The following is a 21,610-nucleotide window of genomic DNA, read 5'->3' on the forward strand; positions in this document are numbered from 1 at the left end:
ACCGGTGCTCAGGGCAGTCAGGGTGGCACGGGTGCGCAGGGCAGCCAGGGCGACCAGGGCGCGCAAGGTTTTCAAGGTTTCCAGGGAGGCACCGGCGCCCAGGGCGCGCAGGGGAACCAGGGCGAGACCGGGGCTCAGGGCGCACAGGGCACGCAAGGCGGCACCGGCGCTCAGGGCAGCCAAGGCTTCCAAGGCGCCCAAGGTGGTACGGGGAGCCAAGGCACTCAGGGCAGCACCGGCGCACAAGGCAGTCAGGGTGACCAGGGCGCTCAAGGCATCCAGGGATTCCAGGGCAGCACCGGAGCGCAGGGCACGCAGGGTAATCAGGGCAGCACCGGCAGCCAGGGCGGTACGGGCGCGCAGGGCAGTCAGGGTGGCCAGGGCACCCAGGGCTTCCAAGGCAGCACCGGCGCCCAGGGCTTCCAGGGCGGTACGGGCGCCCAGGGCGCTCAGGGTAGCCAGGGCAGCCAGGGTGTTGGGGGCGGCACCGGCGCCCAGGGCGCCCAGGGCAGCACCGGCACGCAGGGCGTGCAGGGCGCGCAGGGCGGCCCTGGGGCGCAGGGCTTCCAAGGCAGCACCGGCGCCCAGGGCTTCCAGGGCGGTACGGGCGCCCAGGGCACGCAGGGCTTCCAGGGTGGCGCCGGCGCTCAGGGCAGCCAGGGCTTCCAGGGCAACGCCGGGGCCCAGGGCGGCACGGGGACGCAGGGTACTCAGGGCGCTCAGGGCGCTCAGGGTTTCCAGGGTTTCCAGGGTTTCCAGGGTTTCCAGGGCGGCACGGGTGCTCAGGGTGTCCAGGGGTTCCAGGGCGGCACCGGCGCGCAGGGCAACCAGGGCACCCAGGGCAGCACCGGTGCTCAGGGGACCCAGGGCAATCAGGGTGGCCCCGGGGCGCAGGGCGCTCAGGGCGGCACGGGGGCACAGGGCGGCACCGGCGCCCAGGGGACGCAGGGTGTCCAGGGCTTCCAAGGGAGCACCGGCAGCCAGGGCAGCCAGGGCGGCACCGGCGCTCAGGGAACGCAGGGTGTTCAGGGGTTCCAGGGCGGCACGGGTGCTCAGGGTGTCCAGGGGTTCCAGGGCGGCACGGGCGTCCAGGGAAGCCAGGGCAGCCAAGGGAGCCAGGGTGGCACCGGCGCCCAGGGAAGCCAGGGCAGTCAGGGCACGCAGGGGTTCCAGGGCGATACCGGTACGCAGGGTGCCCAAGGTTTCCAGGGCGGCGCCGGCACGCAGGGTGCCCAAGGTTTCCAGGGTGATACTGGCACCCAAGGTGCGCAGGGCACGCAGGGTGGCACCGGCGCGCAAGGCAGCGTCGGCACGCAGGGTAACCAGGGCTTCCAAGGGGGCGCCGGGGCTCAAGGAGCGCAGGGCTTCCAGGGCGGCACGGGTGCCCAGGGCAACCAGGGCACCCAGGGCAGTACCGGCACCCAGGGCCCTCAGGGCAATCAGGGTGGCCCCGGGGCTCAGGGCACTCAGGGCGGCACGGGTGCTCAGGGGTTCCAGGGCTTCCAGGGGACGCAGGGTGTCCAGGGCTTCCAAGGGAGCACCGGCAGCCAAGGCAACCAGGGTGGAGCTGGCCCTCAGGGCAGCACGGGCGCGCAGGGCGGTACCGGCGCCCAGGGGACGCAGGGTGTCCAGGGGAGTCAGGGAACTCAGGGTGGTACCGGCGCCCAGGGCACCCAGGGCGGTACCGGCGCTCAGGGCGGCACCGGCGCGCAAGGAGCGCAGGGCAGCACCGGTGTCCAGGGTTTCCAGGGCGGTACCGGCGCTCAGGGCGCGCAGGGCCTCCAGGGCGGCCCGGGCGCGCAGGGCAGCCAAGGCAACCAGGGAACCCAAGGCTTCCAGGGTGGTGCGGGCGCCCAAGGCAGCCAAGGCAACCAGGGCACTCAGGGCACGCAGGGCACGCAGGGCACCCAGGGCGACACCGGCGCGCAAGGCGCGCAGGGCAACCAGGGCGGCACAGGCGTCCAGGGAAATCAGGGCAACCCGGGGACTCAGGGGGCTCAGGGCGGTACCGGCGCCCAGGGCACCCAGGGCTTCCAAGGCAACACCGGCGCCCAGGGCAGCACTGGGACGCAGGGCACCCAGGGCACCCAAGGCAGCACCGGCGCGCAGGGCCCCCAGGGCTTCCAGGGTGCTCAAGGGGACGTTGGGACGCAGAGCGTCGTCGTGACCAGTACGCTTGCCGGCCCTCAAAGTGGCACGACTCTCAACACCGTCTTCTGTCCCGCCGGCAAATTTGCCACCGGTGGCGGCGCTTATAACATCAGCACACTAACCGGACTGTATTTCCCCATCCAGGGTGCTGCCTATCCAATCGGTTCGCCTCCCACCGGCTATCAGGCACAAATCGGAGGCGGCGTTGGCGTAACCTCCACTACCACCGTTTACGCGATCTGCAGGGCGTGAGGGCCGCTGGCTTGGTCGCGGTGTACGCGCCGTACCCATGGCGCCGTAGCCGCGGGCAGTCGGCCCGCGGCTACGGCGCGCCGGTGCCACAGAGCCCGCTCCGTGAGCGATAGCGTCCGTTTGGCTCTACGTTCTCGCCTCCTGTTGGTGGCCGTCTCCTTCGCTCTCACCAGATCCAAGAGGTAAAGCGCAGTGAAGAAACGAGTGCGGTTGTGGACGGGACTCGCCGTGACGGTCGTAGTGGCAAATATGGCGGCCGGTTGGGTCGAGCTGTCCAGAGAGCACCCCACGGCCAGACCCGCGTCGGCGCCCACGGTGTCCACGGCCGCAAACGCCTCCGAGGCGGGGGCGGTGCTCCAAGCAGGTATCAGGCAAGGGGAAAGCCACGATTTCCTTGGGGCAACGGAAAGCTTCAGGCAGGTTCTGAAGCTGGATCCTGCCAACAAACTCGCCTGGTACAACCTCGGCGTCATCGCCCAGGAGGACAACAGGACGGCCGAGGCCCTCTCGGATTACGACAATTCTCTGAAGATCGATGCGGATTTCGAGTCGGCCCTCTACAACAAGGCGCTCCTGCTCGAATCGAACGACACCGATCAGGCGATCGCGATCCTGCAGCACATCGTGAGTGCCGACCCGAAGGCATCCACGGCCTACCTGCACCTTGGGCAGGCCCTGGCGAAGAAGGGCAGCGACAGCGAAGCCAAGGACGCCTTCGGGCGCGCCGTCCACGCCGACCCGTCGCTCCAACCGCTCGTGCCGGAACGCTTCCGAGATGCCGCGAGCGCAGCACCGACACCGCAACCGACAGTCCCTCAGGCAGGTACCAGCAGATGACTTCTCCCTGCACGCCGAAGTTCTCGGTTTTCACCCCCAGCCACCGGCCGCGCTTCCTGGACGACTGCCTCGCGACCCTGCAGGCGCAGACGCACTCCGACTGGGAGTGGATCGTGCTCCTCAACAGCGGCGCGCGCTGGCGGCCGGAACACCCCGACGACCGTGTCCGGGTGGAGATCGCGGACGACATCCGGGGGGTTGGCGCGGCCAAGCGGCGCGCTTGCGAACTGGCTCGAGGAGAAATCCTCGTGGAGCTCGACCATGACGACCTGCTGACGAAGGACTGCCTGGCGGAACTGGCGCGGGCCTTCGACGAGAACCCCGACGTCGTCTTCGTCTACAGCCACACCGCTCAGGTCACCGAGGACGGAGGCCGAGACGACACGCGGTTCAACGAGGCGAACGGCTGGCAGTACGAGGAGGTGGACGTCGACGGCCGGCGGCTTCTGCAGGCCGTGTCCATGGCGCCGACGCCGCACAATGTCTCGTACATCTGGTACGCCCCCAACCATGTGCGCGCGTTCCGCAGGGACGTCTACCACCAGGTCGGCGGGTACGACGCCACGCGCGTGGTGCTGGACGATCAGGACCTGATGTGCCGTCTGTTCCAGGCGGGCGACTTCCACCGGATCCCCCGCTGCCTCTACCTCCAGCGGATGCACGCCGACAACACCCAGCGCGACACGGAGATCAACGCGCACATCCAGCGCGAGACCGTGGCCCTGTACGACAAGTACATCGAGGCCAACGCGCTCGCCTGGACCAAGCGGCGCGGACTGCTCGCGCTGGACCTCGGCGCCGCGCATCGCAAGCCGCCCGGTTACCTGGGAGTGGACCAGCACCCCGGGGAAGGCGTCGACATCGTCGCGACCCTGCCCGGGAAACTGGACCTCCCGGACGACTCGGTCGGCCTGCTCCGCGCGGTGGACTTCCTGGAGCACGTGTCCGCGAAGGTCCCACTGATCAACGAGCTGTACCGCCTGCTGGCACCGGGCGGTATGCTCCTCACCCTGACGCCCAGCTCGGACGGCCGGGGCGCGTACCAGGACCCGACACATGTCGCCTACTACAACGAGAACTCGTTCTGGTACTACACCGACAACCAGTACCGTGCCTTCGTGCCGGAGATCCAGGCCAGGTTCCAGAGCTCACGGCTGGTCACCTACTACCCGACCGACTGGCACTCCAGGAACAACATCTCCTACGTGCAGGCCAACCTGATCGCGATGAAGGACGGCGCGGAACGGTGTGGTGGTCTCCTCCTGGTGTGATGGGATCTGTACGGCGACCGACTCTGTTTCGTCATCGGTGGTAGCGCTATGTAGGGCATTGTCACGTTGCTGGGGGTGCAGGCGTCTGGCGGTGCGTCAGGGCGTGGTGGTGGAGTCGGCTGTCGGTTTCGGTCAGGCTGCGGCGGGCAGGCCGGCGGCGCCCGTGATCTGGTCCCAGATCGTGGAGCGGACGGTCATCTCGAGGCGGTGGTCGGGTGCGGTGCGGTTGTGGCGGCCGGGTCGGAAGTGGGGTGAGATGCCGCTGAAGGCGGTCAGGAATCTCTGGGCTCCGCCGACGCTGCGGAAGCGCTTCATCGCGCGTTCGCGTTGCCTGGTCGGCTGGTTGTTGAGTCCTGTGAGCGGTGCTCGACCGAGGGCATCACCTCGCGGTGGACGGCGCCGTAGGAGCGGAGCTTGCCGGTGACGACGACCCGCGGCACGGCTGCCGACTCCGGGGAGGAAACGCCCGAGCGCCTGGCACCCGAAGTCCTCGACGAGAACGGCGTCCTGGTCCGGCTCGCGCGGGCCTGGCTCAGCTGGACACAGGAGCGCGAGACAGAGCCGTGCGCAGCGCGAAGGCGCCGAGCAGGGCGCCTGCCGTGAACCGCTGGGTGGTCATGACGCGGGGTCTGGCGGCAAGGAACCCCTCACTCCCAACACAGCGCCGGAACTTCTGCCTCTGGGACTCTCCGCCGCCTACTGGCTCGACCTGCGCGCCTACGACCCAGTGGCCACCGCGGCCGCACTGGCCTGCCCGATGCTGATCCTGCAGGGCGGGCGGGACTATCAGGTGACCGTCGCCGACGATCTGGAACTCTGGCAGCGAGCCCTGGCACACCGTCCCAAGGTAGCTATCCGGGTCCACCAGGACGCCAACCACCTCTTCCTGCCCGGCAGTGGCCATCCGACCCCAGCCGAGTACGCCAGGCCGGGGCATGTCGACCCGGCGGTGGTCGACGAGATCGCGACCTGGCTGGCACAACAATGAGGCCTCTGTGTTCAGGTCCGCGTGCAACCACCGTCCTCGACAGCTCGATACAGCGATTGAAACAACGCCTCACCAGCGGAAACGAGTGGGCGAGCGCACCAGCGCCCGCCGCCCGGGCTGGGTGATCGACCAGCGCATGGACATGCCGTTAACCAGCTATGGCTACGCCCGCGAGTAACGCCACCTGCTGCTGCCCGTAGTGACGAACCGCGCCCAGTACCGGCAGCCTGCGCAGTCGCAATTCGGAACAAGATCACGAAGTGACACTGGAGTACGAGCCGAACCCATGGGGCCGGAGCGCACCCTCGCCGTCGGGAACCTCGCCGACCTGGTCGTCCTCGACCGCGACATCCTCACCGGGCCGCCCGAAGAGATCGCCCCGCCGAGGCCCGGTGGCGGGCACGCCGAGCGCGGCGGCGCTCAGCGCCCCGCCGCCAACCGGACCTCGGCGGCGTCCAGCAACAGCTCCGGCGCGGGACGGTGAGCACCTCCGCGCCGCGCCGCGCTGCCCGATCAGCCACAGCGCCGTGCGAGCGCCGCATGGCCGCCGTGATCTTCACGGTGGACGCCACCACGGGCCTGGGCCATCCCGCCCTGTCCAGCAAGGAGATCGCCGCGGCGGCGGCCGCCCACCCCGACGTCCTCATCCCGTTCGGCTCGGTCGACCCGCACCGGCCGGACGCCGTCGCCCGGGCCCGCGCGCTCGTCCTCGACCACGGCGTCCGCGGCTTCACGTTCCACCCAAGCCTCCAGGCGTTCGCGCCGAACGCGCGTGAGCACTACCCGCTCTACGAGGCGATCCAGGAACTGGGCGTCCCGGCCCTGTTCCACACCGGGCAGACCGGAATCGGCGCGGGCCTGCCCGGTGGGCGCGGCATCAAGCTGCGCTGGTCCGACCCGATGCTCCTGGACGACGTCGCCGCCGACTTCCCCGGCCTGACCATCGTCCTGGCACACCCGTCCGTGCCCTGGCAGGACGAGGCGATCTCCATCGCCACGCACAAGGCCAACGTGTACATCGACCTGTCGGGGCGGTCGCCGAAGTACTTCCCGCCGCAGCTCGTGAAGGCCGCCGGCTCCTTCCTCCGGCACAAGGTGCTGTTCGGCTCGGACTTCCCCGTCGTCACGCCCGACCGCTGGCTGGCTGACTTCGACGCCCTCGACATCAAACCGGAGGTCCGCCCCCTGATCCTCAAGGAGAACGCCGCCCGCATCCTCGGCCTCTGACGACCCGCACGTGCCTGGTTTCCACCAGGCCGACATGATTTCCAGCTCTTCAGAGCTGGGACCGCTGTTCAGGTCCATCGGGCCGTCGCCGGGGCGGGCGGAGTCCGCCCCCGGCGACGCGGCCCCCGGTCTGTGTGGCGGCCCGAAGCGGTCGGAGGACGCCGACTACGACGCTCCGCACACGGCTAGCGCGGTTCGCGCCAGCCCGCGCAGCCAGACGTGGGCGTGGTCGGTGTCGTAGCGCTGATGCCACGACAGGTATATCGGTGCCGACGGCAGTTCGAGCGGGAGGGGGAGCACGGCCAGGCCGAGGTCGGCGGCTGCGGACCGGGTGGTGGCTTCGGGGACGGTGATCAGGAGATCGGAGCCGCGCACGAACTCCAACGCGGCCGCTTCCGTGGGCGCGGTCGCCACCACACGGCGGGTGAGGCCCAGCCGAGCGAGGGCGTCGTCGAGGGCGTTGCCGAGGTTTCCACGTCGCGAGACGGTGACGTGCTCGGCGGCGGCGTACTGCTCCGCAGTGAGGGTCCCGACACGGGTGAGGGGGTGCCCCTGCCTCACGACGATGACGAGGCGGGTCTCGCCCACGTTCTCGGCGCGGATGTCCGGTGCGCTCGGACGATTGGCGTTCGCCTCCAGGTCGACCTCGCCTCGCCGCAACTCGGGGGTGTCGACGCTCGATTCCGCGACGAAGCGCAATCGCACGCCCGGCGCCTGTTCGCGCACGGCCGCGAGCAGTGCGGGGCCGCTCAAGGCGACCAGGGAATCGTGCCAGCGGAGTGTGAACGTGCGCTCCAACGTCGCCAGATCGAGTTCACGGCTCGGCGCCAGCACCCCCTGGACCTGGTGCAGCAGCTCGTGCACCTGTTCCCGCACCGCGATCGCATACGGCGTCGGGGTCATCGCGCGGCCGGTGCGCACCAGGATCTGATCCCCGGTCGTGCGCCGAATCCGGCCCAGACTCCGGCTCATCGCGGGGGCGGTGACATGCAGGCGCGCGGCCGCCCCGGCCACGCTGCCCTCCTCCAGCAGCGCGTCGAGCGCGGCGAGCAGGTTCAAATCCAATTGCATACGAGTAATCCTAGCCATGCTTGACATGCACTTGAAGTCAATGACCGGGCTATCTACCGTTGAGGCGAAAGCGCAAGAAACAACGCGCAGTTCGGCCCTCGACCGGCCTCACCCCCCTCCTCAGACGGGAGCACCACCATGTCCGGAACGCTTCAGACCACTGACGTCGCCGCCTTGGACGCCGACCTGCTCGGCCAGACCGCGACCGCCGTGCGCGCGGCGGGTTCGGCGCTGCGTGAGCGCTTCGGCGAGGTGGTCCGCTACCAGAGCCGCGAAGAACTGATGCGCGCGCTCGCCGCCAACGACGAGACGGCCCTCGACATCCTGCGCCCCCGACTCACGAGCCTGCGCCCGGACGCCGGCTGGGTGGAGGACGAGCTGGACGGCGGGGCGCTGCCGCCCGGCGAGTGGTGGGTCGTGGATCCGGCCGAAGGCAACGTCAACCACCTGCACGCCCTGCCGGAGTGGGCGGTGACCGCCACGCTCGTGCGCGACAACCAGCCGGTGCTCACCGTGGTCCACCTGCCGTTGACCGGCGAGACCTACACCGCGCTCACCGGCGCGGGCGCCCACCTCGACGGCCGGCCGCTGCACGTCTCCCCCACCGCGGACCTCGGCCTGAGCATCGTGGCCACCAGCCAGGCCCGGCCGGACGAGGACGAGAAGGTCGTGCGGCGCGTCGGCTCCTCGATCACCGCGATGCTCTTCGACGCGCTCGTCGTCCGCACCGCCGTGCCCGCGACCCTGCACCTGGTGAACGTGGCCGCAGGCCGGACGGACGCCTTCTGGCAGTTCGCCGGCGCCCGCGCCGACCTGCTCCCCGGAGCACTGCTCGTCACCGAAGCCGGCGGATGGATCTCCGACGCCGAGGGCCGCCCCTGGACCCCGCAGAGCGAGAGCTTCCTGGCCGCCGCGCCCGGCGTCCACGCCGACGCCGTCGCCACGCTCTCACGCTGATCCCGCACCACGACCCCGCATGCACACGCACACACGGAAGGACACATCATCATGACCACGATCGCCGTTCTCGGAAACGGCCGCGTCGGCGGCAACCTGGCCACGGCCCTCACCCGGGCAGGGCACGAGGTGACCGTGGCGGACCGTACGCCGGGCGCCGCCGCCGACGCCGCCCGAACAGCCCGGATCGTCATCAACGCCACCCCGGGAGCCGGCTCGCTGGACCGGCTCGCCGCCCTGCGCGAGGAACTGCGCGGCAAGATCCTCGTCGACGTCTCCAACGCCACCACCGACGGACCGGACGGACTGCCCGCCGACCTGCTCTACCCCGGCTCGAGCCTCGCCGAGCAGCTCCAGGGAGCACTCCCCGAAACCCGCGTCGTCAAGACCCTCAACACCATGCTCTTCCCGGTGATGACCGCACCGGCCGCGCTCGCCCAGACACCGACCGCGTTCCTCTCCGGCGAGGACCCCCAGGCCAAGCAGACCGTCCGCGAACTGCTCACCGACCTCGGCTGGCACAAGGAATGGATCACCGACCTCGGCGGGATCCAGACCGCCCGCGCCACGGAGGCCGCGATCCTCTTCGTCCCGCACGTCATCCGTTCCAGCGGATTCACACCCTTCGCGATCTCGATCGCCCGCTGACTGTCGAGCTGCGCCGGCTGGAGGCAGCCGGAGCCGGCGCGCGGCAGGACGGGTTCCCGGTGGCACACGATCGCGGCATGTACTGTCCGGCTCGGCGGCGGAGTCGACGTCGACCCAGGGGCGTCAGGCATGAACTCTCCGTCAGGTGTTGTCTCGGCCCTGGGTCATGTCCCCTGTGGTGGTGTAGCAGTCGTGGGCCAACGGTCATGAAATCGGTCACCCGAGGCCTCGACTTCCCCCACGCGGCCCTGGGGTGGATGCGACCGCCGTGGGAGTTCGCATGATCGACGCGGGAAGGGCCGCGTACCCGGGGCGGTGGAGTCGGCTCAGGGGGTCGGTGCGGGAACGAGGTGGTCGAGTCCCTGCGCACTGCCCGTCGCGGCTTCGATCGAGCGCGGCAGCATGATGCTCTCGTAGGCGCGGACGGCCTCGTCGACGCCGGATTCGGCTACGAGGGCATGGGCGAGGTCGGAGCCGTCGAGCATGGCGAGATTGGCGCCCAGCCCGACCGGCGGCATCAGGTGTGCGGCATCGCCGAGCAGCGTGACGCCGGGAACGTGCTCCCAGGTGTGCGGGGCGGGCAGGACGAACAGGGACCGGTTGATGAACCCGCTGTCACTGTTGCGCAGGATGTAGCGCAGGCTCTCGTCCCAGCCGTCGAACATCCTCAGGAGGTGCGTCCGCACGGCCCGCTGGTCGCCGAGGTCGATACCGGCAGCCATGTGCCAGTCCTCCGGCGCGCGGAGCGCGATGTAGGCGCGGATGTGGCCGTTGCTGTTGCGCTGGGCGACCAGGGACCTGCCGGTGCCCTTCGCCAGCATGGATCCGTTGCCGACCAGCCGGGCGAGGTCCGGATGGCGGGTGTCGCAGTGGTCGAATCCGGTCTCGACGAAGGTGACACCGGTGTACCGGGGTACCGCGTGCGACAGGGCCGGGCGGACGCGTGACCAGGCGCCGTCGGCGCCGACCACCAGGTCGAAGTCCTCGGCGGCGCCGTCACCGAAGAGCAGCCGGCAGGTGCCGTCCGGCAACGGGGTGACCCCGGTGACGGCGCGGTCCCACCGCACCGTGCCCTCTGTGAGCGAGTCCAGGAGCAGACCGCGCAGTTGGCCCCGGTCGATCTCCGGCCGGCCGCCGCCGGGGGTAGGCCCCTGCCGCGCAATCAGAGCGCCGGTGGCGAAGTCGAGCACGCGCCACTCGTCGCCCTCGGGGCGGGCGAGGGCGTGGAATCGGTCGAGGAGCCCCGCCGCACGCAGAGCGGCCTGACCGGTGTCGGCGTGCAGGTCGAGGGTGCCTCCCTGCGGGCGGGCGTCGGCGGAAGCCTCGCGTTCGAAAACGGCGACGGAGCGGCCGTGTTGCTGCAGGACTCGGGCGCAGGTGAGGCCACCGAGGCCGGCGCCGACAACCGCGATGCGGGGATCACGAGCAGAGTTCATGGGGGTCTCCCTCGGGAGGTGGATGAGCCGCCGGAAGGCCCGGCACAACCAAGAAAGCACACTCGCTACATAAGTGCAATGACTAAACTTTCATAGCGGATTCACTTCGGGGTATGCTGTGCGGGTGACCGAACCGACGGGGCGCCGCGAGCGCAAGAAGGCCCAGACCCGCCAGTCCCTGGCCGACGCCGCACTCGAGCTCTTCCTCGAGCGCGGCTACGACCAGGTCGGCGTCAAGGACGTCGCCGACGCCGCCGACGTCTCGGTGACCACCCTCTTCAAGCACTTCTCCGGCAAGGAGGCCCTGGTCTTCGACCAGGACGACGACGAGGAAGCAGCACTCGTCGCCGCCGTGCACGACCGCACCCCCGGCACGTCGATCCCGCAGGCGCTGCGCGAGCACATCCTGCTGAAGCAGACCCAACTCGCCGTCCACGCCACGGACGCCCGGTTCACCGAGTTCATGCGCATGGTGCAGGAGACCCCCGCGCTGCGCGACTACGCCCACCGCATGTGGACGCGCCACGAAGCGGCCCTGGCGCGGGCCATCGCCGAGGCTGTCGGCGCCCCCGAGGACGACGTCAGCTGCGCCGCCCTGGCCCGTTTCGCCCTGGAGGCCCGCGGCCTCATCCTGCGGCACGCCGAGCCGCGCCGCGCCGCCGACGAGGCCTTCGCGTTGCTCGAACACGGCTGGGCGGCCACCCACCCGGGCAGCTGACCCGATTTCCGGACGGGCCGCCACCCATGGCTCCGCGCTCGGCGAGATCCCGGTGGCCATAGCAGGCTGCAGTAGACCGTGGTCGATGTGGACCGCGACCTTCCAATGGGGCTGCCGGCCGGGCCGTTCGCGGACGCCGTCGTCGACGACGCCCTTGAGGTGCTTCGCACCCGCACCGAAAACGCCGAGGTCACGGCGGCTCCGGACGTCGCCCGTGCGCGCAGATTACCGATCGCGGGAACAGCGCGAAAGACCTAGATGAATATGATTATCACCGCTACTCTGTCCCCGGCTCCCCGAACATGACGGTGAGCAGACAGGTCTCGCCGACGCATCGGCGGCGAGCGGGCTGAGGAGCGGTCACCTTGGTGGAGACGAGTCTCGGCAGCGTCCGGCACCTCCCAGTGGCGCCGGCGGAAACCCCGCCACCACGCTGGAGGTCGGCGCTGCTGATCGGAGTACCGGCGGTCGTGGCGGCGGCCGCGCTCGCATGGGTGTGGGACGCGGGCAGTGCGCAGACCTGGCGGACGGTCATGGTCGCCATCGTGGTGCAGGGCGTGCCGTTCCTGGTATTGGGCACCGTGGTGTCGGCCGCGATCGGGGCGTTCGTCCCGGAGCGGGTGTTCACCCGGGTGCTGCCGAAGAACCCGGCGCTCGCCGTACCGGTGGCCGGGGTGGCCGGCGCCGTCCTGCCGGGCTGCGAGTGCGCGTCCGTCCCGGTGGCCGGCAGCCTGATGAAGCGCGGGGTCGCGCCGGCTGCCGCCCTGGCGTTCCTGCTCTCCGCGCCCGCGATCAACCCGGTCGTCCTGGTCGCCACCGCGATCGCCTTCCCCGGCAAGCCGGAGATGGTACTGGCCCGGCTGCTGGCCTCGCTCGCCACCGCGGTGGTGATGGGCTGGCTCTGGGTCGCGTTCGGCCGACCGGAGTGGCTGCGGCTGCCGAAGAGCTCGACCGGTCACGGTGAGGGCGGCGCGCGCAACCCGCTGGAGGAGTTCCGGCGCGGCCTGCAGCACGACTTCCTGCACGCCGGCGGCTTCCTGGTGGTCGGCGCGGCGGCCGCGGCGACGTTCAACGTGCTCGTCCCGCCGTCGGTGCTGCGGATCTTCTCCGACTCCCCGTGGCTGGGCGTGCCCGTGCTCGCCTTCCTCGCGGTGATCCTCGCCGTCTGCTCCGAGGCGGACGCCTTCGTGGCCGCATCCCTCACCGGCTTCTCCCCCACCGCCCGGCTCGCCTTCATGGTCGTCGGCCCGATGGTCGACCTCAAACTCATCGCCCTCCAGTCGGGCGCCTTCGGACGCGCCTTCGCGCTCCGGTTCTCCAGCGCGACCTTCCTGGTCGCCGTTCTCGCCAGCACCGTGATCGGAGGGGCGCTTTGAAGGCCACCGCTGTGAAGGCCGCCGTCCGGGGGCTCGCCCCGTCCCTGCTCGTCGCGCTGGTCGGCGCGGCCCTGCTGCGGATCACCGTCGGCAGTGACGTGTTCCTGCAGTACGTCAAGGAGGGCCTGCGGATCCCGCTGATCGCCTCAGGGCTGGTGCTGCTCGGGCTCGGGATCGCGGGCGTGGTACGCCGCGTGACCGCCCACCGGCAGGAGCCGGTGATGCGGTTCGGCCGGGACGCCGAGGGCAACGCGGTCTGGCTCCGGCCCTCCACGGACGACGGACACGGGCACGGGCACGATCACGACCACGGCCCGCGCGTGGCCTGGCTGCTGGCCGTCCCCGCTGTGCTGCTGCTGTGCCTCGCCCCGCCTCCGCTCGGCTCGTTCACCGCTGCCCGGGACGGCTCGGACGCCGTCGTCGAACCGGCGAAGTACGCCGACCTGTCCGAGCAGCCGGCCGCCCCGGGCAGCGCGGCCGGTGCCTCCAGTGCCTCCGGTGCCTCCGTCACGGTGCCGACGCCGATGTCGCTGACCGAGTTCATCGGCCGCAGCCGCGACCCGCAGAAGAGCCTGGCGGAGCGCAAGGTCCGGCTCACCGGCTTCGTCTCCCCCGGAACGCAGCCCGGCGAGTGGTACCTCAACCGGCTGGTCGTCAGCTGCTGCGCGGCCGACGCCCGACGGCTGCGCGTCCTGGTGCACGCCACCGGCCCGACCCCGGCCGCGGACAGCTGGGTGGATCTCACCGGTGTCTGGAAGCCCACCCCGGACGCGCCCGCCACCGCGGCGCCGCGGATCGACGTCTCCGAACAGCACGCCGTCCCCCAGCCGCGCGCCCCCTATCGGGATATCCCGCCCTCGGACCAGTAGGCGCTACACGGGGCAGTCGCCGTGCGCCTCCCAGGCGGGGAACGGGTCCTGGCTCTGCACGATCGGCTCGCCGTCGGCCAGTAGGCAGGCGGCGAGCCGGTCGTGCAGGGCTTCGGCGTTCAGTGCGGTGCCGATGAAGACCAGTTCCTGGCCCTGCCCGTCGGTGTGGACGCCGGCCGGTTCGAAGCGGGCAACCGAGCCGGCCTGGGACCAGAGACCGGTGACGTGCGGCCGGGTGGCCAGGCGGAAGAAGCCCTTGGAGCGCAGGACGGTGCCGTAGGCGCCGCCGTCCAGGTCCTCGGTGGCGAACTCCCAGAGCCGGCCGGGGTGGAAGGGTCGCTCGGCGCGGAAAACGGTGCTGGAGATGCCGTACTCCTCCGTCTCGGGGATGTGGTCGCCGTTGAGTTCGGCGACCCAACCGGGGGCCTGCTGGGCGCGTTCGACGTCGAAGCGGCCGGTGCCGAGCAGTTCGGCGGGGTCCACTCGGCCGTGCCGGGCCGGGACGATCCGGGCGGCGGGGTTGAGCCGGGTGAGGGCGGCCCGCAGCCGTACGGCCTCCTCCTCACCGACCAGGTCGAGCTTGTTGAGGACGATGACGTCGGCGAACTCGACCTGGTCGATCAGCAGGTCGCTGACGGTGCGTTCGTCGTCCTCGTACTGGTCGAGGCCGCGCGCGGCGAGTTCGTCGCCGTTCGCCAGCTCGGGCAGGAAGTTGGCGGCGTCGACCACGGTGGCCATGGTGTCGAGGGCGGCGACGTCGGTGAGACCGGCTCCGGTGAGGGCGGCAAGGGCGCGGTAGACGGTGCTCAGACCGACCGCACCACCCTCCGTGACCATCCGCCGGTGCAGTGCCTGGGCGCTGACGAAGCCGGGGCAGGCGGCGAGCGACTGCCGGACGAGCACCTGCTGCGGGGTCTCCCGCCACGCAGGCACCGGTGTCCGTCGGGTCCTCGTCACAGCCGCAACCCCTGTCCCGGTCAGGCCGTGGCCCGGCGAGGCACCCGGCGGGTGGCCGGGCGGACCAGCGCGGAGGCGCCGTAGCAGGCCGCCGCGATCGCCATGATGGCGAAGCTCGGCGGCAGTCTCGGCGAGGCGGCACTCAGTGCGAGACCGGCCCACAGCTCCAGCACGGCGAGGGCGGCGGAGAGTGCGAGGGCGCGGTACGGGCGGTCGGTCAGGCGCAGGGCGGTGCCGGCGGGCGCGGCCAGCAGGCCGAGCAGGAGCAGGGAGCCGACCGCCTGGGTGGCCTCGGCGGCGCAGGCGCCGACCAGGGCGAGGAAGGCGAGGCCGAGCGCACCCGTCCGCACCCCGCGCGCGGTGGCGACGGCCTCGTCGAGGGTGGCGAACAGCAGCGGCCGGGCGATCAGCATCGCGGCCGCGCTGACCGCCACGGCGACCAGAACGGCCGTCACGGTCTGGGCGCCGCTCAGGCCGTAGATGGAGCCGAACAGGACGCTGATGCCCGCGTTGCCCTGGGTGGTGCTGCGGTGGGTGGTGTAGAGGGTGAGGAAGAAGGTGCCGAGGCCGAGGATCCAGGAGAACAGGGTGCCGATGACGACGTCGTCGGGCCGGCCCCGCCGGTCGAGCAGGCCGAGCAGCAGCGCGACGCCGATGGTGGCGGCGAACAGGCCGAGCCGCAGGTCGTAGCCGCCGGCGAGGGCCGCCATCGCGCCGGTGAAGGCGACGTGGCTGAGGGTGTCCCCGGTGAAGGTCTGGGCGCGCAGCACGAGGAAGTAGCCGACCAGGCCGGAGGCGAGGGCGATCGCGGTGCCGGCGAGCAGGGCGTGCTGGAAGAAGGCCTGGTGGAGGACGCTGGTCATGCCGGTGCTCCTGTCGGCAGCGGGGCGCGGCCGAGGAAGCCCGCCACCGCGCGGGCGAGGTGGGCGAGGAGGTACCCGGCGAAAGCGAAGGTGGTCACGAAGAAGCCGAGCGGGTAGGGCTGGTAGAAGGCGGCGATCAGGCCGAGCCAGCAGGCGGCGAGCGCGAGCAGCGCCCCGAGCAGCAGGCCGAGGACGGGACGCGCGGTGAGCACCTGTGCGGTGGCGGCGGGGATGACCAGCAGCGCGAAGACGAGCAGGCTGCCGGTGATCTGGCCGGCCTCGGCGGCGGCCGCGCCGAGCAGGAGCAGGAAGCCGAAGCCCAGCAGCCGGACCGGTACGCCGCGCGCTGCGGCGACTTCACCGTCGAGCGAGGCGAACAGCAGCGGCCGCCCGATCAGCGCCAGCAGGGCCAGCACGGCCGCGCCGACGACGCTCAGCACGATGACCTGGTCGGTGGTGATGCCGAGGAAGGTGCCGAACAGCAGCGCCTGCGGCCCGCCGAGCAGCCCCTTGTACAGGGTGACGAACAGGAACCCGCAGGCCAGCGCGAAGGCCTGCACGGTGCCCGTCCCGGCGGACTCCTCGACGACGCCGGCCCTTCCCCGGTCGCGCAGCAGCGCGATGACGAGCGCGCCACCCAGGCAGGCGCCGAGGTAGCCGAAGGTGGTGGAGATCCCGAGCAGGGTGGCGAGGGCGGCGCCGGGGAAGGCGACCACCGACAGGGTGTGGCCGGCGAAGGTCTGGCGGCGCAGCACCATGAACCAGCCCACGGCGGCCGCGACGACGGCGACGACGGCGCCGGTCCGGAAGGCGTTGACCATGAAGGCGTAGGCCCACATCTGCTGGAGGTCGGTCACGAGGTTCCAGGAGAAGGCCGGTGAGGCGGTGTCGGCTAGCAGCACGGGCCACAGCTCCTGCAGTCCTCCGGGACGCCGACCACGACCAGCCGTCCGTCGGCGGTGCGCAGGACCTCGACGGGCGCGCCGTAGAGGCGGCTGAGGGTGTCCGAGGTGATCACCTGCTCGGGCCGGCCGGCGACGGCCTGCCCTTCGGCCAGGTACACCACGCGGTCCAGGTGGTGGACGATCGGGTTGACGTCGTGGGCGACCATCACGACGGCGACGCCGTCCTCGCGGCAGATCCGGCCGAGCAGGGCGGCCATGGCGCTCTGGTTGGGCAGGTCGAGGCTGTCGAGCGGCTCGTCGAGCAGGAGCAGGCGCGGGCGGGTGACCAGGGCCTGGGCGAGCAGCAGTCGCTGCTGTTCGCCGCCGGAGCACTGCCCGATCGGCCGGTGCGCGTAGCCGGTGGCGCCGACCGACGCGATGGCCTCGTCGACGCGTCGGCGTTCGGCGCGGCGGCGGGCGCGGTGGATTCCGGGCAGTGGGACGCCCCAGCGGTGGCCGTCCAGGCCGAGGCGCACGACTTCGATGCCCCGGATGCGCACGCCGGCGTCGAAGCTACGGCGCTGCGGGAGGTATCCGATGGCGGCGCGGGCCGGGACGCTCACCTGGCCCGCGGCGGCGGGGTGGGCGCCGAGGAGAGTCTTGACGAGGGTGGACTTGCCGACCCCGTTGGGGCCGAGGATGGCGGTGAACTCCCCGGCTCCGACGGTGAGATCGACGTCCGACCAGAGCGTGCGGCCGCCCACCCGCACGGCCACGCCGTGCAGCTCCAGGACCGGAGCGGGGGTGGGGGCCGGGGCCTCGGTGGCCACGGCGTGCTCGACCGGTGCGGTGGTCACTTGCCGGTCGCCTGCTTCAACGCGTCGGCGAGGCCCTGGAGTTCGGCGGTCTGCCAGTCCTGGAAGGGGGCGCCGGCCGGGGTCGGGGTCTCGGTGACGGTGGCGACCGGGATGCCCTGGGCCTTGGCGGCCTCGACCTGGGCCTTGATGTCCGGGGTGTCGTTCTGGCTGTTGTAGACGTAGACCTTGATCTGCTTGGACTTGATCTGCTCGTCGGCTGTCGCCTTGTCGGCGGCGGTCGGGTCGGTGCCCTCACTGACGGCGTCCAACAGCTTTTCGGGGGTGAGCAGTTTGAGGCCGAGGCCCTCGGCGAGCGGGGTGACGATCGACTCGGAGGCGCCGATCGGGGTGCCGGCGTACTTGGCCTTGATGTCGGCGATGAGCCGGTCGTACGGGGCGAGGGTCTTGCCGAGGAAGCCGGCCTTGCGCTGGTCGAAGTAGGCCGCGTCGGCCGGGTCGAGCTTCTTGAGGTCGGCGGTGATCTGCTCGACCACCTTGTGCACGCTCTCCGGGGAGTACCGCTGGTGCGGGTTGCCGCCCTCCTTGACCTTGACCAGGTCACCCACCTTGAGCGCGGCGCGACCGGGGGCGGGGTTGGCGGCTATCAGCTTGTCGGACCAGGCGTCGTAGCCGATGCCGTTGGTGATGACGTACTGCGCGCCGGCGACGGCGCGGCCGTCGGCGGCGGTGGGCTCGTAGTCGTGCGGGTCGGCATCGGGGTTGCTGATGATGTCGGTCACCTTGACGTGGTCGCCGCCGAGTTGGCCGGCCAGCGAGCCCCAGAAGCTCTCGCCGGCGGCGATCTGGACGACCTTGCCGGAGCCGTCGGCGGTGTCCTGGGACGTGGTGCTCTTGGCCGGCGCGGTCGAGCAGGCACTGGTGGCGGCCAGCGCGGCGACCGCGACGGCGGAGAGTCTGACGAGGCGGGCGGGCAGGGCAGTACGCATGGCAGAGGTGCTCCTCGCGGATGGGAGAGGTGGGAAGACGACGCCACGATAGATGGAAACGGTTTTCATCACCATCCCACCCGGAAGGAGATATGAAAATCATTGCCGAATCTTGACCGGGGCAGGCCCCGTCGCCACAGCTCGCGCACCGGCATGACGAGAAGCCACCCCAGGCACGGCGGCCCGGGCGGCACTCACCCCTAGATGAAAATGGATTTCATTTGCTATGGTCGATCCCCATCCGACCACAGGAGGACCTCATGGCCCGCAACGAGCTGCGCCCGATCATCAAGCTCCGCTCCACCGCCGGAACCGGCTACACGTACGTGACCCGCAAGAACCGCCGCAACGACCCGGACCGACTGGTCCTGCGCAAATACGACCCCGTCGCCCGCCGGCACGTCGACTTCCGCGAAGAACGCTGACCCCCCGCTTCCCCGGAGGAGAAACCACCCCATGCAGACGGGCCACCGCGTGAGACGGTGACGGAGTCGGGGGTCGGTTGATCTGCCGTCGTCGTGGTGCTGGCCGAGGCGGATGATGTCGGTTCCGGCTGCGTCGGGCACCGCGGCCGGCGGGCCGGGTCGGGGTCCGATGGTCCGTCAGCTGCTGGTCGGCCGCTCGCGCGCTGCCGCGTCGAAGGCCGCCAGCGCTGCCCGCAGCATCGGCAGGTCGCCGCCCCGGGCCGGGTCCAGGCGGGTGAGCGCGGTGGCCTTGCGCAGCCGGTAGTCCACGGTGTTCGGGTGCACCCGCAGCCGGGTGGCCGCCTGGCGCCGGTCGAACCCGCCGGCCCGGAACGCGCGCAGCGTCTCCAGCAGCTCCGGGCGCCCGGCCAGCGGCGCGAGCAGCGCGGCCAATCCGGCCCGGGCCAGGCCCGGGCGGCTCAGCTGATACTCCAGCAGCACGTCGTCCAGCCGGTACAGGCCCGTACCGAGTCCGGCCGCCTGCGCCACCTGGCGTACCTCCCCGGCCAGCCGGACGGCCTCGGCCACCCCGTCCGGCGCGGCGGCGGCCGCGGCCACCAGCAGTTCGGCTCCGCAGATCCGGCCGAGCTGCTCGACCACGGCTCCCAGCCGGACCCAGTCGGCGTCGTCGAGCCCGGCCGCCGGCGTCTCCTGCGGGAGCAGTGCCAGGCCACCCTCTTCTGACAGCGCGGTCAGCGGCACCCCGCGGCTCTGGCGCTCGAGTTCGTGTCGCAGCCGGCGGACCTTGCGGCGCGCTGCGACCGAGCGGTTGACCCCGGGCAGCAGCTCGTCGGGGTGCGGTCCGGCCGCGATGCTCAGCACCAGGTAGCTGGGCGGCAGCGGCAGGCCGGCCCGGTCGGCCGCGGCCTGCGGGCTGCCGCCCTCCAGCAGCCGGGAGAGCAGCGCCTGCCGGGCCACCTGCTCCTCGCCGAGCGCGGCCTGCCGCTCGCGCACGTAGCCGGTGGCCACCGCGCAGCTGACCAGCCGCAGGTAGCCGAGCAGCTGGTGCTGGGCGCGCAGCACGTCCGGCAGGTCGGCGGGCTCGGCCGTGGCCAGGATCCGGGTGGTGCACTCCTCGGCGCCCAGGTGGTAGGCGCCGACCACGGCCTCCAGCGGGATCCCCTCGTCCGCCCGCTGGGCCGAGGACTCGCTGATCTTCTCCAACAGCTCCCGGCCCGGCAGTTCACCGGTGCGCAGGACCTCGACGAGGTGCCGGATCGCGTACTCGGCGGCCCGGGTGATCTCGCCGCGCACCTGCTCGGGCGGCATGGCGGCGTACGCCGGCAGCTCCTGGCCCTCATTGACCAGGCCGACCCGTTCCCGTACGACCAGGACGGCGTTCCCGTTCCAGGAGCATGCCGGGAATGCGTCTCAGAGATAGGTGCCTTGTTGATTAATCGCGTCGGTCGCCGGTGCACGGGGGCGCTCGCTAGGCTGGCGGCATGGCCCTGCGCAACGCGATCATGTCGACCCTCCTGGAGGGCGAGGCGTCCGGTTACGACCTGACGAAGGCGTTCGACGCCTCGGCGGCGAACTTCTGGATGGCCACACCGCAGCAGCTCTACCGGGAGCTGGACCGGATGAAGGCCGAGGGGCTGGTCAGCGCCCGGGTCGTCGAGCAGGAGCGGCGGCCGAACAAGCGGCTGTTCTCGCTCACCGAGGCGGGCCGCGCCGCGCTGCGGTCGTTCACGGCCTCGCCGCCGCGGCCGTCCGCGATCCGGGACGAGTTGCTCGTCCAGGTGCAGGCCGTGGACGCGGGCGACCAAGAGGCCGTGCGCGCGGCGCTGCTCGAACGGCTGGTGTGGGCGCAGGCCAAGGTGGCCCGCTACGAGCGCCTGCGGGCGCGGCTGCTGGACGGGCGTTTCGAGGACGAGTACCTCGCCACGGCGGAACGGGTCGGGCCGTATCTGACGCTGATGCGCGGACTGTCGTTCGAGCGCGAGAACCAGCGCTGGTGCGAGCAGGCACTCGCCGTTCTGGACCGGCGGGCCCCTGCGCGGGGGCCGGCGCAGGGGCCGGTCTGACGGTCTTCGGGGGCGGCCGCTCAGTGCGCCGGGCGGGGAGCCCCGACGGGCCGCAGTTCCGGGCGCTTCGCGACCCTTCCGTCGCCGGAGGAGCGGCCGCGTAGGCGGCGCATCAGCCACGGTCCGAGGAAGGTGCCGATCCAGGCGGCCTCCTGGGCGGCTCGCCGGCGGATCCCCGCTGCCGGGAGCGGTGGCAGCGGCTCGGCCCACCCGCTGTCGCTGCCGGGCAGCGCGAGCGCTTCGGCCGCCGCGTCGGCGATCCCGGCGTGGCCGAGCGGGCTGGCGTGCAGCCGGTCCGCGCTCCACATGCGCGGATCGGTCGTCACCCGGTGCGGGAAGAAGTCGACGACCACGACGCCGCGGTGGTCGGCCGTGGCCCGGATGCGCGCGTTGAGATCCAGGACCCGGGGCCGCAGCCTGCGGGCCAGCGGCGCGATCCGGCCGATGTCGGGGAAGGTGAAGGTGAGCACCCGCGCCCCGGTGGCCGTGAAGGCGGCGAAGATCGCGTCCAGCTCCGCCACGACGGCGCCCGCGTCGAAGCCCGGCCGCATCAGGTCGTTCATCCCGGCGACCACGGTGACCAGGTCCGGTCGCAGCGCGAGGGCAGGGGCGAGCTGTTCGGCCCGAACCTGGCCGGCGAGCCGGCCGCGGACGGCGAGGTTGGCGTAGAGCAGGCCGGGTTCGTGCTCGCTGATCGTCTCGGCCAATCGGTCCGCCCAGCCTCGCCAGCCGGCCGTCTCGTCGCCGTCGCCGTCGCCCAGACCCTCGGTCTGGCTGTCGCCGACCGCCACGTAGCGGCGGAAGCCCATGGTC

The 21,610-nt window shown here is 71.7% G+C and carries 22 protein-coding genes and 2 pseudogenes; 13 read left to right on the forward strand and 11 right to left on the reverse strand.

The features are described from left to right. The coding region (locus tag ACZ3TI_RS26235) for a hypothetical protein (protein WP_465730221.1) at positions 1-2,136 on the reverse strand (2,136 nt) is incomplete at its 3' end. Between the two features lie 459 nt (positions 2,137-2,595). Here ACZ3TI_RS26235 and ACZ3TI_RS26240 point away from each other — a divergent pair. Together ACZ3TI_RS26240 and ACZ3TI_RS26245 are read left to right on the forward strand one after the other, a co-directional pair. Beyond that, positions 2,596-3,240 (forward strand): tetratricopeptide repeat protein, encoded by a 645-nt coding sequence (locus ACZ3TI_RS26240; RefSeq protein WP_465730223.1) that lies wholly within the window; start codon positions 2,596-2,598, stop codon positions 3,238-3,240. Then, positions 3,237-4,511, forward strand: coding sequence for a glycosyltransferase (locus ACZ3TI_RS26245; RefSeq protein WP_465730225.1), 1,275 nt, complete (start codon positions 3,237-3,239; stop codon positions 4,509-4,511). The genes ACZ3TI_RS26240 and ACZ3TI_RS26245 overlap by 4 nt, the downstream gene beginning before the upstream one ends. A gap of 132 nt (positions 4,512-4,643) precedes the next feature. Here the strand turns inward: ACZ3TI_RS26245 and ACZ3TI_RS26250 are convergent. After that, positions 4,644-4,960, reverse strand: a pseudogene (locus tag ACZ3TI_RS26250) (IS6 family transposase); the annotation flags it as partial. Between the two features lie 278 nt (positions 4,961-5,238). Between ACZ3TI_RS26250 and ACZ3TI_RS26255 the strand changes: the two are divergent. The 3 genes and pseudogenes from ACZ3TI_RS26255 to ACZ3TI_RS26265 all read left to right on the forward strand — a co-directional run. Then, positions 5,239-5,499: an alpha/beta hydrolase family protein gene (locus tag ACZ3TI_RS26255; protein WP_465730227.1), complete on the forward strand. Its 261-nt coding sequence runs from the start codon at positions 5,239-5,241 to the stop codon at positions 5,497-5,499. Between the two features lie 286 nt (positions 5,500-5,785). Beyond that, positions 5,786-5,983, forward strand: coding sequence for a hypothetical protein (locus ACZ3TI_RS26260; protein WP_465730229.1), 198 nt, complete (start codon positions 5,786-5,788; stop codon positions 5,981-5,983). 50 nt (positions 5,984-6,033) lie between these two features. Then, positions 6,034-6,726, forward strand: a pseudogene (locus ACZ3TI_RS26265) (amidohydrolase family protein); the annotation flags it as partial. 165 nt (positions 6,727-6,891) lie between these two features. On the opposite strand, the gene ACZ3TI_RS26270 reads toward ACZ3TI_RS26265, so the two are convergent. Beyond that, a complete protein-coding gene (locus ACZ3TI_RS26270) occupies positions 6,892-7,797 on the reverse strand; it encodes a LysR family transcriptional regulator (protein ID WP_465730231.1) in 906 nt (301 codons plus the stop codon). A gap of 138 nt (positions 7,798-7,935) precedes the next feature. On the opposite strand from ACZ3TI_RS26270, the gene ACZ3TI_RS26275 reads away from it, so the two are divergent. Both ACZ3TI_RS26275 and ACZ3TI_RS26280 read left to right on the forward strand, forming a co-directional pair. Beyond that, entirely contained in the window at positions 7,936-8,754 is an 819-nt protein-coding gene (locus ACZ3TI_RS26275; RefSeq protein ID WP_465730233.1) for an inositol monophosphatase family protein, read from the forward strand. A 51-nt stretch (positions 8,755-8,805) separates the two neighbouring features. Next, positions 8,806-9,402, forward strand: a complete 597-nt coding sequence (locus ACZ3TI_RS26280; protein WP_465730235.1) for an NADPH-dependent F420 reductase — start codon at positions 8,806-8,808, stop codon at positions 9,400-9,402. Positions 9,403-9,728: 326 nt separating this feature from the next. Here the strand turns inward: ACZ3TI_RS26280 and ACZ3TI_RS26285 are convergent, their stop codons facing one another. Next, on the reverse strand, positions 9,729-10,838 hold the full coding sequence (locus ACZ3TI_RS26285) for an FAD-dependent oxidoreductase (protein ID WP_465730237.1): 1,110 nt from the start codon (positions 10,836-10,838) through the stop codon (positions 9,729-9,731). 124 nt (positions 10,839-10,962) lie between these two features. On the opposite strand from ACZ3TI_RS26285, the gene ACZ3TI_RS26290 reads away from it, so the two are divergent. The 4 genes from ACZ3TI_RS26290 (at position 10,963) to ACZ3TI_RS26305 (ending at position 13,801) form a co-directional block, all read left to right on the forward strand. Next, positions 10,963-11,556, forward strand: coding sequence for a TetR/AcrR family transcriptional regulator (locus tag ACZ3TI_RS26290; RefSeq protein ID WP_465730239.1), 594 nt, complete (start codon positions 10,963-10,965; stop codon positions 11,554-11,556). Between the two features lie 78 nt (positions 11,557-11,634). Continuing rightward, positions 11,635-11,814 (forward strand): hypothetical protein, encoded by a 180-nt coding sequence (locus ACZ3TI_RS26295; protein ID WP_465730240.1) that lies wholly within the window; start codon positions 11,635-11,637, stop codon positions 11,812-11,814. Positions 11,815-11,921: 107 nt separating this feature from the next. Beyond that, complete coding sequence (locus tag ACZ3TI_RS26300) at positions 11,922-12,932, forward strand: permease (RefSeq protein WP_465730241.1); 1,011 nt, start codon at positions 11,922-11,924, stop codon at positions 12,930-12,932. Beyond that, complete coding sequence (locus ACZ3TI_RS26305; protein ID WP_465730242.1) at positions 12,929-13,801, forward strand: TIGR03943 family putative permease subunit; 873 nt, start codon at positions 12,929-12,931, stop codon at positions 13,799-13,801. Before ACZ3TI_RS26300 ends, ACZ3TI_RS26305 begins: the two co-directional genes overlap by 4 nt. Before the next feature lie 3 nt (positions 13,802-13,804). Here ACZ3TI_RS26305 and ACZ3TI_RS26310 read toward each other — a convergent pair whose 3' ends face one another. From ACZ3TI_RS26310 to ACZ3TI_RS26330, 5 genes are read right to left on the reverse strand one after another with little or no spacing between them, the layout of a single operon-like run. Further along, positions 13,805-14,734: a GTP-binding protein gene (locus ACZ3TI_RS26310; RefSeq protein WP_465730244.1), complete on the reverse strand. Its 930-nt coding sequence runs from the start codon at positions 14,732-14,734 to the stop codon at positions 13,805-13,807. 44 nt (positions 14,735-14,778) lie between these two features. Next, positions 14,779-15,621, reverse strand: a complete 843-nt coding sequence (locus ACZ3TI_RS26315) for a metal ABC transporter permease (RefSeq protein WP_465730246.1) — start codon at positions 15,619-15,621, stop codon at positions 14,779-14,781. Beyond that, on the reverse strand, positions 15,618-16,523 hold the full coding sequence (locus ACZ3TI_RS26320; protein ID WP_465730248.1) for a metal ABC transporter permease: 906 nt from the start codon (positions 16,521-16,523) through the stop codon (positions 15,618-15,620). The genes ACZ3TI_RS26315 and ACZ3TI_RS26320 overlap by 4 nt, the downstream gene beginning before the upstream one ends. After that, positions 16,514-17,362, reverse strand: coding sequence for a metal ABC transporter ATP-binding protein (locus ACZ3TI_RS26325; RefSeq protein WP_465730250.1), 849 nt, complete (start codon positions 17,360-17,362; stop codon positions 16,514-16,516). The genes ACZ3TI_RS26320 and ACZ3TI_RS26325 overlap by 10 nt, the downstream gene beginning before the upstream one ends. Beyond that, complete coding sequence (locus tag ACZ3TI_RS26330) at positions 17,359-18,309, reverse strand: metal ABC transporter solute-binding protein, Zn/Mn family (protein ID WP_465730252.1); 951 nt, start codon at positions 18,307-18,309, stop codon at positions 17,359-17,361. Before ACZ3TI_RS26330 ends, ACZ3TI_RS26325 begins: the two co-directional genes overlap by 4 nt. Positions 18,310-18,569: 260 nt before the next feature. Between ACZ3TI_RS26330 and rpmG the strand changes: the two genes are divergently transcribed. Next, entirely contained in the window at positions 18,570-18,734 is a 165-nt protein-coding gene (gene rpmG, locus ACZ3TI_RS26335; RefSeq protein ID WP_350741047.1) for a 50S ribosomal protein L33, read from the forward strand. A gap of 177 nt (positions 18,735-18,911) precedes the next feature. On the opposite strand, the gene ACZ3TI_RS26340 is transcribed toward rpmG, so the two are convergent. After that, a complete protein-coding gene (locus ACZ3TI_RS26340; protein WP_465730510.1) occupies positions 18,912-20,105 on the reverse strand; it encodes a PucR family transcriptional regulator in 1,194 nt (397 codons plus the stop codon). Positions 20,106-20,215: 110 nt separating this feature from the next. Here ACZ3TI_RS26340 and ACZ3TI_RS26345 point away from each other — a divergent pair, with 110 nt between their 5' ends. Next, a complete protein-coding gene (locus ACZ3TI_RS26345) occupies positions 20,216-20,797 on the forward strand; it encodes a PadR family transcriptional regulator (RefSeq protein WP_465730254.1) in 582 nt (193 codons plus the stop codon). A 20-nt stretch (positions 20,798-20,817) separates the two neighbouring features. Here the strand turns inward: ACZ3TI_RS26345 and ACZ3TI_RS26350 are convergent, their stop codons facing one another. Then, positions 20,818-21,606, reverse strand: coding sequence for an SGNH/GDSL hydrolase family protein (locus ACZ3TI_RS26350; RefSeq protein ID WP_465730512.1), 789 nt, complete (start codon positions 21,604-21,606; stop codon positions 20,818-20,820). Between the last annotated feature and the right edge of the window lie 4 nt (positions 21,607-21,610).

The organism is Kitasatospora sp. NPDC023120, assembly GCF_055560835.1.